The organism is Streptococcus danieliae, assembly GCF_025447695.1.
Lineage (GTDB): Bacteria > Bacillota > Bacilli > Lactobacillales > Streptococcaceae > Streptococcus > Streptococcus danieliae.
In genome coordinates, this window is the sequence record NZ_JAOBSU010000044.1 from 1 (window position 1) to 13,208 (window position 13,208).

9 protein-coding genes are annotated in these 13,208 nt (G+C 48.1%); 1 reads left to right on the forward strand and 8 read right to left on the reverse strand.

The window, feature by feature from the left end:
- Window positions 1-165: 165 nt before the first annotated feature.
- The 3 genes from N4310_RS04320 to N4310_RS04330 all read right to left on the reverse strand — a co-directional run bounded on the left by N4310_RS04320 (window position 166) and on the right by N4310_RS04330 (window position 1,942).
- Window positions 166-588: a DUF7679 family protein gene (locus N4310_RS04320; RefSeq protein ID WP_420832893.1), complete on the reverse strand. Its 423-nt coding sequence runs from the start codon at window positions 586-588 to the stop codon at window positions 166-168.
- 239 nt (window positions 589-827) lie between these two features.
- The gene (gene cmk / locus N4310_RS04325) at window positions 828-1,499 is read right to left on the reverse strand and encodes a (d)CMP kinase (RefSeq protein ID WP_262092201.1); all 672 of its coding nucleotides are present in this window, start codon (window positions 1,497-1,499) and stop codon (window positions 828-830) included.
- Between the two features lie 8 nt (window positions 1,500-1,507).
- Entirely contained in the window at window positions 1,508-1,942 is a 435-nt protein-coding gene (locus tag N4310_RS04330; RefSeq protein WP_262092202.1) for an SAG1386/EF1546 family surface-associated protein, read from the reverse strand.
- 54 nt (window positions 1,943-1,996) lie between these two features.
- Here N4310_RS04330 and N4310_RS04335 point away from each other — a divergent pair, with 54 nt between their 5' ends.
- Window positions 1,997-2,188 (forward strand): ferredoxin, encoded by a 192-nt coding sequence (locus N4310_RS04335; protein WP_160332757.1) that lies wholly within the window; start codon window positions 1,997-1,999, stop codon window positions 2,186-2,188.
- Here the strand turns inward: N4310_RS04335 and N4310_RS04340 are convergent.
- From N4310_RS04340 to lepA, 5 genes are read right to left on the reverse strand one after another with little or no spacing between them, the layout of a single operon-like run.
- Complete coding sequence (locus tag N4310_RS04340; protein ID WP_160332758.1) at window positions 2,185-2,664, reverse strand: EbsA family protein; 480 nt, start codon at window positions 2,662-2,664, stop codon at window positions 2,185-2,187. The genes N4310_RS04335 and N4310_RS04340 overlap by 4 nt on opposite strands.
- A 56-nt stretch (window positions 2,665-2,720) precedes the next feature.
- Window positions 2,721-6,323: a helicase-exonuclease AddAB subunit AddA gene (gene addA / locus N4310_RS04345; RefSeq protein ID WP_262092203.1), complete on the reverse strand. Its 3,603-nt coding sequence runs from the start codon at window positions 6,321-6,323 to the stop codon at window positions 2,721-2,723.
- A gap of 1 nt (window position 6,324) precedes the next feature.
- Window positions 6,325-9,561 carry an ATP-dependent nuclease subunit B gene (rexB, locus tag N4310_RS04350; protein WP_262092204.1) on the reverse strand — a complete coding sequence of 1,079 codons (3,237 nt, stop codon included), beginning with the start codon at window positions 9,559-9,561 and terminating at the stop codon, window positions 6,325-6,327.
- 2 nt (window positions 9,562-9,563) lie between these two features.
- A complete protein-coding gene (locus tag N4310_RS04355; RefSeq protein ID WP_262092205.1) occupies window positions 9,564-10,598 on the reverse strand; it encodes a M42 family metallopeptidase in 1,035 nt (344 codons plus the stop codon).
- Window positions 10,599-10,649: 51 nt separating this feature from the next.
- Window positions 10,650-12,473 (reverse strand): translation elongation factor 4, encoded by a 1,824-nt coding sequence (lepA, locus tag N4310_RS04360; protein ID WP_262092206.1) that lies wholly within the window; start codon window positions 12,471-12,473, stop codon window positions 10,650-10,652.
- Window positions 12,474-13,208 lie beyond the last annotated feature (735 nt).

A 13,208-nucleotide genomic window follows, 5' to 3' on the forward strand; every position in this document is an offset into this window, starting at 1 on the left:
CGCACTACACTACCAAATAGGAATACCTACTTATTTGAAATAAGGCGACAATAAGTATGAGTTTTTAGAGGTGCCCTATATTTGGATTTAAAATCCTGGAAACGCTCGTAGGACCCTTGAGAGTGATTTTTCATCCCGAACTGATCCCCTATTTGGAATAGAAAATCACCGACTTTTAAAGAGTCGCCATTTCCAACGGCCATAATCCAGCAATAGGATCAGTTTATTTTTACGGGGATAGTCGTGTTGGATAAAACGCAGACTATCTCGAAAATTTGTTAAACCATCTTGCTGCCAATTTTCCTTTGTCAGAAATTGTCCGCGTGTCCGTCTTCTTTGTTGCTTCTTTGACGAGAAACTTCTTTTGACCCTGGCCAAGCGAATGGTTGGCTGGTAGTTATTCTCCTTGCTATAGGTAGCACTTGGGATGTTTATGAGCGCATCCGCTAATAAATTTTCCCAGGTTATTGGATGAGCCTGACGATAGGCTCGCATTGCACCTTGCAAATCATTTGGAAGTTGCAAACAGATGGTTTCGCCTGCTAAGGTTTCAACTTCCACATAATAATAACTCTTTCCCATGTTCATTCTCCTTCCCTGCATTCTACCATGACAGGACCGTGAGCTAAAAGACAGCTAGAAAGGCAAAAAGGGAGTGGGACAGAACTAAATTTGAAAAAATTTAGTTCGTAGTCCCACCCCCGCAAGGCTGATTAGGCCCTCTTCCGAGCTTGAAAAGCGAACGAAGAGGGCAATCAGCTACTGCGTCAAAGGCATTTTGCTAACCAAAGTCAATGAGGCTAGACTTTTGTCCCAGCCTCATTTTCTTAGTTTATTTTTTCAATTTCAGATTCAATAAAAGCGAGGACACCATCAATGGATACGCCTGTGGTATCAAAATGGGTGGCATCTGCTGCCGGTTTCAAGGGGGAAACTTGACGGTGACTGTCTTTATAGTCCCGTTCAGCAATTTCAGCTTTTAAGGCTTCTAAATCAGTTTCGATTCCCCTGCTAAGGTTCTCCTTGTAGCGGCGTTCTGCGCGTTCGTCAACAGAGGCAACTAGGAAAATCTTAACCTGTGCCTGGGGCAAAACAGTGGTTCCGATATCACGGCCATCCATGACAATCTCTCCAGCTTGAGCCAAGGCTTGTTGCTGTTGAACCAGTTTTTCGCGAACTGCTGGTAGGGCTGCGACGGTAGAGACAGCCTGGGTTACATCCGGTTGGCGAATGGCATCTGTAATGTCAATCGAACCAACATATACCAGTTGCTCGCCGCCCGTGTTACGGCCAAAGGAAATCGGCGCAGCATCGAGGGCTGCGACAATCCCAGCCGCATCTTCTAAGTCCAATCCTTCTTGGAGGGCTAGGTAGGTTGCCGCCCGGTACATGGCACCTGTATCCAGATAAGTATAGCCATGTTTTTTAGCTAAAAGTTTGGCAACTGTACTTTTCCCGCTAGACGCTGGGCCGTCAATCGCAATTTGTAATGCTTGCATGCTCTCTCCTACTCAACCCGCACTTCATCACCTGGGTTGGCATACCAAGAACCAGTACGCATATTCCCTGGATTTAGAGCTTCCAATTCCGCAATCGAGATACCAGCACGCGCTGCGATAGCTGCTTCTCCCTCACCTGCTTGAACCGTGATCGTTGCTCCACCAGTTGTATTTTCCTTGCTGGAACTAGCCGTTGTCTCCTCGGTTTCTTCTTCCTCTTCAGAAGGCTTGCTGCTGGCCTCAGACACAGGCTGGGCATTGCCAGCAGACACTTCTGAACTATAGAAGCCTTGCATGGCTTCCTGCTTATTGCTGCCGCCAACGGAAAGGAAAATCAAAATTCCTGAAATCATGATCACGACAATGGCTGTTGCGGAAATCGCCCAAACCAACCATGAATTGAGTTTTTCATCCGAAATCTCATTTTTACGTTTTCTACTCAAACTTTTCTACCTCTTCTTCTTGTTTTTTAGTCCCATTCCTTATAAAATAGAACTATGAAAGTAACACTAATTCCTGAACGCTGCATCGCTTGCGGCCTTTGTCAAACCTACTCTGATGTTTTTGACTACCATGATAATGGCATTGTTAAATTCTATCAAAGTGACCAACTCAGCCTCGAGTTAGACGAAACTCCTGAACTCATCCAGGCCATCAAAGAATGTCCGACACGGGCCATTGAACACTAGGCCTTCTCTTTATAATAAACCTCATAATAATCCAAGTGGATCAGGTGGTCCGTCAAAACCACCTCTCCTCGGAAATGAGGATTGAGAGCTAAGGCGTTTACGAAGTATTTCTTAGGCCATTTTCGCATGTAATAGGTCCGTCCTTTTTCATGACCAAATAAATAAAGGGTAATAGAGGTTTTCGTGACCTCTATTTTTTCTATCTGGTCAATGGCTAATTTGGAAGGCTGGAAGGGGTTAGCGGAGATAATCCGCAAGGTCCCTGATTCATAAATCGTAAAATAGCGATGAAAACCAATGCCCAACAAAATCATAAAAAGAACAAAGGACGATAAGACCACCATGGGAATCTGCGAACTTTCGTACATCAAGGCCAAACCTAGAAAAATAGGGACCAAAGAGAGTGACCAATAGATAATCAGGATGGATAGTTGCGGCTGCCAATGGTAGCGTACTTGACCAAATATTTTTATCATGGTCCACCTCCTCCCTACTAGTGTAGCATAAATGCTCGAAAATGGGGAGACCCTGATTAGGAATCCGCTAAGGCAACCACTTGAATCTCCGATCCCCCTAACAGAATCAAATAGGTTTCAACCTTAGAAATCCCGTAGGATTGCCGTAAAGCCTGGGCATATAAGCCCATTTGCCCCCGGTAACGATCCGCTACCCGAGCTGGATTTCGGTAACGGTCTGTCTTGTAATCAAATAACACAAGCCGGTCCTCAAATAAGAGATAGCCATCCAAGATCCCCCGCACAACAAACTCCTCACCACTAGCCGCATCTGTCTGCAACATGGCAAAAGGTGCTTCGCGGTAGAGCCGATCAGGGTTTGCCAGAAAGAGTTGCCCCAGCTCTGTTTGGAAAAAGTCCAAGACCTTGGTCAAGGGCAGAGCCTTGGCCAGGGCCGGTTCCAATTTCATCTGCTGTAAGCGGGTTTGCAAGAGGGCTTCATCTACCCGTCCCTGTGACAAGTCTAAGCCCTGCATAAAGGCATGGAGGCTAGACCCCAGTTGACTAGCTGTAATGGTTGACTTCTTAGCTCCCAAGGTTGGCAGACTAAAGTCCAAAGTCTGAGGCTTGACCTCCACCATGTGGGCCATTCCTTCAAGGTCAAAGACAGGCTGGTAGAGTTCTTTCATTTGACTTGGAGTTCGAACCGTCGGCAATTGAATGGCTGGCTGATAAAGGGTGTTCAAGCGGTCGACATTTTCAATGATGTCCAAGGCACGCGCCAGTTGGTCCGATTGCCGATTGTTCTTGAGATCAGCAGGGTCAAGGGGCAAGCTCGGAGCTTCCTTGTGGACTTCCCTTAGATTAATGTCTTCCTGCCCCAAAATCGTCACGGCCAACTCCTCTTTAAAGCTGGGGAAGCCAGCTGTAACCGCTAAAATCCAGTCTTGGAAATTGCTGTAGCCCAACCGATCGCTGGCTGGTAAAAATTGACTGGCCGTCAGATCGGGATAGGCATCTGCCAGCTTGCTGGCCTTACCTCGACCAACTAAGAAGAGCTGTTTCTCAGCCCGGGTCATGGCCACATACAAGAGCCGCATTTCCTCAGACAAGGTCTGGCGCCGCTTCTCCTGCTGAATCCGCTGGTAGGTCAATGAAGGGACCGAGAGCCGTACCGACTGCAAATGGTTGGGCTGATCATTCGGTGTATCGAGGAGCTTCACCGACTGAATCCCAATCCCTAGGTCCCGGCTCAGAAGCATCCGCTTTTTCAGATCCTCACTATTAAAATCCTTGTCCAGGTTATAGATAAAAACATAGGGAAATTCCAACCCCTTACTCTTGTGAATGGTCAGAATTTGCACAGCATCCTCATCCACTTCGGCAACCACATCCGCCAAATCCTTGTCCGCCGCAAGGATTTTTTCAATCCGGTCAATAAAACGCGCCAGCCCCTTGAAGCCGCCCTGCTCAAACCGCCGAGCTCGTAAGGCCAAGGAATAGAGATTGGCCTGGCGTTTAGCCCCATCTGGCAAGGCTCCGACATAGTCATAATAGTGCCGCTGGTTGTAAATGTTCCAAATCAGATCATAGAGACTATGTAATTTAGCATAAGCCCGCCAAGTCTCTAGATACTCCAAGAAGTGCTGAATCTTATCCTTGAGCGCGCCCTCAATTAAGTCTGGCGCAGCCCCAGTTCCAGTCTGGGCTTTTTTTAATTTTTCAAAAAAAGAAAGCGAAACGGCCTGTTCTTGTAGGGCAATGCGGGCCAATTGATCCTCATCAAAACCAAACATAGGCGATTTGAGCAAGGCCAGAAGGGCATAGTCCTGGAGGGGGTTGTAGAGGGTTCGCAGGGTATCCAGCATGACCATGACCTCAACGGCTTGGAGATAAGACCCCTGCCCCTGGTCCTCCACAAAGGGGATCTCCCATTGGTAGAACAGCTCCACCAAAGGCTTATTGCGAGTCCGGCTTTCAACCAAAATACAAATGTCCTTATACGCCACACCTGACTCATGAAGGGCTTGGATCTGAGCTACCAAGACATGACCTTCATGCAAGGGACCCTCACTTTCCTGGTCAAAAATCAAACACTGGGCCTGCTTTTGCTGCTCAGGCTGCTTTTGGCCAGGACTGCCTGCCACCAAGAAATGAACCTGATTGTAATCAATCTCTCCGACCTCTTCATCCATCAGGTGTTTAAACAATCCATTGGTGGCTGCCAGAACAGACTCCTGGCTGCGGAAATTTTCCTTGAGCAAAATCAGACGCCCCTGTTCCGGATGTTCCTGATAGAGCTTAAATTTTTGGTTAAAAATCTCAGGTTCTGCCTGGCGGAAGCGGTAAATAGACTGCTTAATATCCCCCACCATAAAGCGATTGTGACCGTTCGAAATCAGTTCTAGCACCTCCTCCTGCAGGGAGTTGGTATCCTGGTATTCATCGACCATGACCTCATGATAGTTGGCAACCAAGTCAGCCCGTAAATCCGGAAAATCCCGCAATAGGCGGAGTACCAAGTGACTGACATCACTAAAAGTAAAGGCATTTTCAGCCAGCTTGGCCTCCTGCAAGGCTTGGTAATAATCCTTGACAAAGGCCTTGAGAGCTCCCAGTAGGTGGGCCACCTCCCCTTCCTGCTCCAGAATAAATGGCAGAGCCTGGATAGCCTGGGCTTGGTCCACAATCGGCTTCAGAAAATCATACTTGACCTTGGCGACTGTAATTGTTCCTGTCTTGGGAAGAATCATCAAGACTTGATTGAGGGCCGCCTCGATCTCGTCCCAGGTCTCAAAAGTCACAAATTGATCGGCTAACAGTCGCAGCCCCTCAATCATTTGTTCATGTTTCAGAAAGACTGCTGTTTTCTGACCGTCTTTTTTGAACATTTTATAATCCGGATCTTGGGTCAAATCATAGAGCTGATCGGCCGCCGCTAGACAAGATTTGCCAAAGGCTGGGTAGAGCTCCCGCACCAGCTCCTGTAGGTCTTGCGATTCTTGATCGCCAACCGCCTGCTCCAACCACTCCAGGGGCTGAGGCAGAGCATCCATAAAGTCGGCCAACTGATAGACCACTTGGCGAAAACCGCCGATATCCTTGGCCTGACCGGTGAAGTTGGTCACCAAACGGTAAAACTCCTCTTCCCCAGGTCCGGAGCTATAGCTTTCAAAAACCTGGCTAAAAACCTCCTTCTGGAACTGGAGCAACTCACTAGGGTCAGATAGAATCCGAAAATTAGGACTCAGACTCAAACGATAACCTTCTCGGGCTAGCAATTTCTGGTTAAAGGCATCCATGGTGCCGATATCGCTCAGGGGCAGTAACTGCCGCTGACGGAGTAGATGTTCCCGTAACTGGGGATTTAAATTCTGATCCCCTAGTTTTTCTGTTAGCTTGGCCTGGAGTCGTTCTTTTAATTCCCCAGCTGCCTTGACGGTAAAGGTCGACACAAAGAGTTGGTTAATCCCAATCCCCCGGCTTAGCTGATCCAGGATCCGCTCAACCATGACAAAGGTTTTCCCTGAACCTGCCGAGGCTGATACCAAAATATTTTGACCCGAGCTGTAAATCGCTAGGATTTGTTCCGGGGTGCGTTTGCGGTCGGTTTGCAACTGGGCCTCTTGTTCTTGCAAGAGGCGAATCTCTTCTTCGTTTAAAAAAGCAATGGGCTTCATCTTATTCTTCCTCCTGCTCCTCCTGTTTCTCCATTCCCAAATCTTGGCTGATTTTCGCGAACCAGTCCTCCTTCTTCGTCGAACCGTCTAGCTGATCCAAAATCCGTAAGTTCTGGTAATGGTAGGGTGTTTCAAACTGGGTGATGGCCTTGTATTGGTCAACATAGGCGCGCACAGACTGGCCATCCTCACTGATCGGCTGAATCGGGAATTGCCCAGACCGGATGGCTTGGGCAGCCTTTTGAAAGAGCTGACGATTGTAGGCTAGCAAGAGAGCCAATTCTTCTTCCTCTAAGGTAAAGTCCTTTCGACCACTTTTCAACAGATATTGCTCACTCAGCTTGTCTTTTTCCTTGCTCAAAAAGAGTCCCTTGTAAGTAAATTCCTTCATAGCCTGGGCCAGGTACCAACCCGCTTCCTCTTGTTTTTTAAAGGAAATGAGGGGGTTGGTCAGGTGGAAATACATGGCGCCAAAGACCTGATCTTGTGACAGGTAGTCCAAATAGGTCACCAGCTGGGAGTTGAGACCATTGTAAAAATCGGGATAGGAAAAGGTCTGACTAGCCGATTTATAGTCCACCACTCCCTTGATTGAGGTTCCCTGCAATTGATCAATCCGGTCAATGACTCCACTGACATAGAGCTGGTCCTCTGGTGACAAAAGGTAGCGGAAACGCTGCTCCTCCTCAATCGTTTCCGTAACGGGAGCCACCAAGGTTTTAGCCGATGTCCGAACAATATCCAAAAGCATCCGTTGGGAAAAACGACTTTCGCCATCTAGCCCATAACGATAGGTCACATAGTTTTGGCGATTGACGGTTTGAATGGCAGTCTGTAGGGCCTGAGCTGGTTCCTGCTTGGCCAGATGGCCAAAATATTCCTCAAAAATGTGGTGCATGTACTGGCCATGAATGCGGGCATCGGGATGCACACTGCCCTCTTCCCGCAAGCGGAGTACATGTTTCAGATAGAAGGAATAAGGATTCTTGTAGTAGTCCGTTAAACTGGACACCGACAACTGCAGACCCTGATCTTGCGGGTAGAGACGAGCCAGGGTCGCAGGACTAAGCGGCCGGCTCTGAACCTGGTAGCTGAGTCCCGGTAGACTAAGGTCTTTCTGGCTCAGATAGCGACGCAGGTGACGAACCAAGGCCTTCCAATAGGACTCCTGCTCCGGCTGCCATTCCTCCTCGATGCCTGTTTGGTAGAAATCGATAACTTGCGACAGTAAGCCCTGGTAGGAGCCGATGTCATCTGGACTTGAGCCAGCCGCCGATTCCTTTTGCCACTGAAGGCCAAAGTTGGTCAAGACTTGAAGATAACTGGAAGCCTGTTTTTCCCCATTATCAATCTGACCTGGACAGGTCAGGTAGAGCCTTTCCTGGGCCGCATTCAACAGCGACAGGGCGGTAAACTGGTTCTTGGGTCCATTTTCCCGCCAAGGAATCAAAAGTCCTTGACCTTGGTCTAGGTTCTGATTGAGCCACTCCTTTTCCTCCATGCTGAGTAAGCCCATATCCCCCGTTTCTTTGGGGCAAAAATCCTCGGTTAAACCGATTGCAAAAACCTGTTTCGCAACCAAGGGCTGAACCAGATCATAGGACTGGATTTGAACCACATCAACTGTCGCTGGAACAGTTCGATAAGTGGCCAATTGAACACCCGCCCGCCAGAGCTCCAAAAAGGCAGCCAGGCTTAAGGAAGTCTCCCCCACCAGCCGGTCCATTTGGACAAACAAGTCGCTAAAAGCCTTCCAAGCCTCCGCCTGCTGCTCTTGCTCCCGTAAATCCAAGTCCTGACTTAACCGAGCCAGGTTGGCCGGCAAAGCAATTTCTTCCAACAAAGCCCGAAACTTTTTGAGCAGGCTGCTCCCTTTTTGCTTTCGTGCTTTGACAAAGGGCAAAAGAGGGGCTAAAACCGCATCGCGAATCTGGTTGAGTCTGTCTAAATCGTAACGATCTCCGTCATTGGCGGTAAAGGTCCGCTGTAAGGCAGTGAGACCATTGCAATCACTAAAGCGTAAATAGGATTCTAGCTGGTCCAAATCTGCGGTCGCAAAAGAACCGTAGAGCCCCGTTTGCAGGAGGTTGACCAAATCCTCCCGGCGAAAATGACGGCGAACCAGACTTTCCAAGGATTCCACAAAATGGACCAATGGGTGGTCCGCCATGGACTCCCGACGCCCGATATAAAAAGGAATCTGGTAACGATCAAAAATCGTCGCCACCTGCGGAGCATAGGTGCCCACATCGCCCAAAAGCAAGCGGATTTCCTTATAGCGGTAGCCATCCGCCAGCAGGCGACGGATTCTCCGCGCCACCCACTCAATTTCCTGCTGGGGATTGGCCAATTTGTGGAGGGAAAGTGGAAGCTCTAGTGGAGCTTGCTCGGTCTTGGGACCAAATTCATAAAACCGCTCCAGCCGGTCGGTCAACTCCTGAAAGGAATCCAGCCGGCCAGCAGATCCAGCCACAATTTCTGCCTGAAAGTCCCGACCCAAATCCTGAATCAACTCCACACTGGCCTGATACAAATTGCCTTCCAAATACTGCTGCTCTCGAGCCCTTTGACTGGCATAGGTGCCCACAACAAGGGGACAACCCTTGCGGTGCAGGAGACCCAACAGGTGTTTTTCCTCCGCCGAAAAGCGAGTAAAGCCGTCGATCACCAAGGCTATCTTGGCTAGGCTAGCGTCTAGACTCCCCGACTCTAGCTTGCGAATAAAATGGGCTAGGGCTGTTGCAGGCAGGTAACCTTCCGCCACCATACTTTCATCTAAGGCTTGAAAAATCACCTGCAGGTCATGGGCCTTGGCCGCATTGTCCAAATTGCCCAGATCTGCAACACTCATCCGAGCTTCCTGTAATTCCTTATACAGAGCCGCCACTTCTTGGACAAAGGCCGGATCCTTACGAATCCGCCCATAAGCGCGGAACTGGTCCACCGGGATAGTCTGCAGGACCCGGTAAATCAAGAGCTGCAAGCCCAAGTCATCCAGGCGCTCCGCTTCGACCTCCTGATCCAGCGTTAGGTAGCGGGTCATTTGTTGGAAGCGGGTCACGGTGATACCAAAAGAAGCCTTGTTGGGCAAACATGCCAAAACCTGTCTTTCTTTTTCGAAAGACAGGGAATTGGGAGCGATGTAAAATACGCGGTAACCTTTGGATTCTAAATCCAAGGCTTCCTGGACCAAGTCCTTAACCAGATTAGCCCGAATCGAGGTGTAGATTACTTTCATCTTTATCCTTCCATTAGAGGGGATTCTAGATAGCGCAACATTAAATCAGAGGTGGCTGTGAGCGAATCGATATGGGTGCGCTCATAAGAATGACTAGACTCGATTCCAGGGCCGATTAAAGCGTGCCGCACATCCCAACCTGCCGTCATAGCGGCAGAAGCATCGCTGCCATAGAAGGGGTAAATATCAATCTTGTAAGGAATCGCAAATTGCTGGGCCAAGCCCTCTAACTGGCGCCGAAGGCCGTAATGGTAAGGACCTGTGGCGTCCTTGCTACAGATGGATACGGTGTACTCATCCGTCGCCTGGTCGTCCCCCATAGCTCCCATATCAACCGCTAGGTATTCAACCACTCCGGCTGGGATCGACGAATTGGCCCCATGCCCCACTTCTTCAAAGGTTGAAAACAGGAAGTGGGTGGTTACTGGCAGTTGGGTCCCTTCTGCCTGAATCTGTTCCAATAGAGCCAAACAGATCGCCACACTAGCCTTGTCATCTAAAAAACGACTTTTGACAAATCCAGTCTCCGTCACCTGGGTCCGGGGATCAAAGGACACGAAGTCCCCAATCTGAATGCCCAAAGCCGCAGTCTCCTCAGCCTTGGTTACCCGAGCATCCAAACGCACTTCCATATTGTCTTGACTGCGTTCCAAAGTCCCTGCGTCTTTGTAGACATGAGTCGACGTTTGATGCAAGAGAATCGTCCCTGAAACCGTTGAACCATCAGCCAGATGCACCAAACAGTTCTCGCCTTCAATCATATTCCAAGGGAAGCCTCCAATTCGATCCAACTTCAAACGACCATCCGGTTTGATCGCACGCACCATAGCCCCCAAGGTATCGACATGAGCTGTCAGGAGACGAGCCGGTCCTGCCTCCTTGCCGACCAAAGTCACCAACACATTGCCCTTGGGACTAACCTGGGCTTGCAAGCCCATTTGCTCCAAGGTCTCCACTAGATAAGCCACAACCTCCCGGGTAAAGCCTGTTGGGGAGGGAATGGCTAACAACTCTTTTAGGTACTGCACTGTTTTCATTTTTTCTCCTTTACACAAAGTGGGTGGGCATAGCCCACCCACCTTCCGTCTTTATTCATCATCCATGGATAAGACGCTCAAGAAAGCTTCTTGAGGAACTTCAACTGATCCAATGGACTTCATCCGTTTCTTACCGGCTTTTTGTTTTTCTAAGAGTTTACGTTTCCGGGTTACATCTCCCCCGTAACACTTGGCCAAGACATTTTTCCGAAGGGCCTTGATATCCGTCCGAGCCACAATTTTATGGCCAATCGCTGCCTGGATAGGGACTTCAAATTGCTGGCGTGGGATGATCTTCTTGAGTTTTTCAACAATCACTTTTCCTCGTTCATAGGCAAATTCTTTATGGACAATAAAGCTGAGAGCATCGACCTTGTCCCCATTGAGGAGGATGTCCATTTTCACCAATTGGGATTTACGGTATTCCGAAATTTCATAATCGAAGCTAGCATAACCGCGCGTTGACGATTTCAATTTATCAAAGAAATCAAAGACAATCTCTGCCAAAGGAATCTGATAAATAACATTCACCCGGTTCTCGTCGATATAATCCATTGTTACAAAATCTCCCCGCTTGCGTTGGGCCAATTCCATAACCGCTCCCACAAATTCTTGAGGCACCATGATTTGCGCCTTGACATAAGGTTCCTCAATGGAATCAATCTTGGTTGGATCAGGGAACTCACTCGGATTAGAGACATCGATGACCTCGCCATCGGTCAGATTAACCTGATAGATAACCGACGGCGCCGTCATGATGAGGTCAATATTAAACTCCCGCTCCAAACGTTCTTGAATAACGTCCATATGGAGCAATCCCAAGAAGCCACAACGGAAACCAAAACCTAGAGCTTGCGAAGTTTCTGGTTCAAATTGCAGACTGGCGTCGTTGAGCTGCAATTTCTCCAGTGCCTCCCGCAAATCGTTGTATTTATTCGACTCGATCGGGTAAAGACCAGCAAACACCATCGGGTTCATCTGCTTGTAACCTGCCAAAGGCGCCTCTGCTGGATTTGCAGCTAGAGTCACCGTATCCCCCACACGGGTATCTTGAACGGTCTTGATCGAAGCCGCAATGTAACCAACATCCCCTGTTGCTAGGTAATCTCTCCCCACCGCTTTCGGCGTAAAGATTCCCACTTCAGTGACATCAAAGGTCTTCCCGTTACTCATCAACTGGATCTTATCCCCAGGCTTGACCAGACCATCCATCACTCGAACCTGCAAGATAACCCCACGATAGGCATCATAGACAGAATCAAAAATCAAGGCCTTGAGCGGAGCCTCCACATCCCCAGTTGGGGCTGGAACCTTCTCCACAATCTGCTCGAGAATCTCTTCAATCCCGATCCCCGCTTTAGCAGACGCCAAAACCGCCTCAGAGGCATCCAAACCAATGACATCCTCCACCTCGGTCCGCACCCGCTCCGGATCTGCAGCTGGCAAATCGATCTTATTAATAACCGGCAAGATTTCCAAATCATTGTCTAGCGCCAGATAAACATTGGCCAGCGTCTGCGCCTCAATCCCCTGAGCCGCATCAACTACCAAGATCGCCCCCTCACAAGCAGCCAAGGAACGGGACACCTCATAGGTGAAATCCACGTGACCAGGCGTGTCGATCAAGTGAAAAATATAGGTCTCGCCATCTTTGGCCGTATAGTTTAACTCAATTGCATTCAGCTTGATGGTAATCCCCCGCTCACGCTCCAAGTCCATACTATCCAAAAGTTGTGCCTGCATTTCCCGGCTGGAAACAGTTTTAGTCGCCTCCAAAATCCGGTCTGCCAAGGTTGATTTCCCGTGGTCAATATGGGCAATAATAGAGAAATTACGAATTTTCTTCTGTCTTGCCTTTAAATCCTCAAACTTCATAAATACGTTCTCTTTCTTTTCATACCAAACAAAAATCAGAATACTCGAATCATTTCAAATCTATGACTAGGAAAGTCGACGAAGGGCAAACTGCAATTTATCTAGAGAGCTTGACAACGTCAGGTTTTAAAATTAAGGGCACCTCTAAATACCTCCGTTTTTCTGCAAATTAAGTTATTGAAACCTTGATAAATCAACGTTTGGATTTTTAGGGATTGAGTTTTTAGAGGTGCCCTTAAATGAGTATCCATTCTAAACTCCTACCATTATAACAAGAAGCCCCTCGCTTTTCAATTGTCTGTCGCTAAGAGGCAGGACAATCGCATGAATAAAACATTCCTTTGAAAATTTTCAGAAACCGATAAATAGTAGATGTTCCAGCCTTCTAGGTCTAGGTTTTTGTTATGGATAAGATTAGACTTCCTGCAAAACAGTGACAGAACCTAAGATTTATCGGAGTCATCACTTGAAAAAGACTGAGTTACAAAATGTTTCAGGGTGGTTATGCGATCTCTCCTGCTGATACTTAACAAAAATCAAAATCTGAATTATAATAGATAGTATGAAATTCACACAAGATCAAATTAAAGAATTAAAATCAGCTCTTAAAAATAAACAATATTCTGCCTATCATAAGCGTATCCAAGCAGTCTATTTGGGGTGTGTCAAGAATTTTGTGTAAACTCCAAAGCAGAGTTTGAATGTGTGTATTAATCGGACAAGGAATTGTAAGGA

Bases quoted from the DNA above. Each gene is read 5' to 3' on its own strand.
- N4310_RS04320 (WP_420832893.1), bottom strand. From the start codon at position 588: ATGAACATGGGAAAGAGTTATTATTATGTGGAAGTTGAAACCTTAGCA.
- cmk (WP_262092201.1), bottom strand. From the start codon at position 1,499: ATGCAAGCATTACAAATTGCGATTGACGGCCCAGCGTCTAGCGGGAAA.
- N4310_RS04335 (WP_160332757.1), top strand. From the start codon at position 1,997: ATGAAAGTAACACTAATTCCTGAACGCTGCATCGCTTGCGGCCTTTGT.
- N4310_RS04340 (WP_160332758.1), bottom strand. From the start codon at position 2,664: ATGATAAAAATATTTGGTCAAGTACGCTACCATTGGCAGCCGCAACTA.
- addA (WP_262092203.1), bottom strand. From the start codon at position 6,323: ATGAAGCCCATTGCTTTTTTAAACGAAGAAGAGATTCGCCTCTTGCAA.
- rexB (WP_262092204.1), bottom strand. From the start codon at position 9,561: ATGAAAGTAATCTACACCTCGATTCGGGCTAATCTGGTTAAGGACTTG.
- N4310_RS04355 (WP_262092205.1), bottom strand. From the start codon at position 10,598: ATGAAAACAGTGCAGTACCTAAAAGAGTTGTTAGCCATTCCCTCCCCA.
- lepA (WP_262092206.1), bottom strand. From the start codon at position 12,473: ATGAAGTTTGAGGATTTAAAGGCAAGACAGAAGAAAATTCGTAATTTC.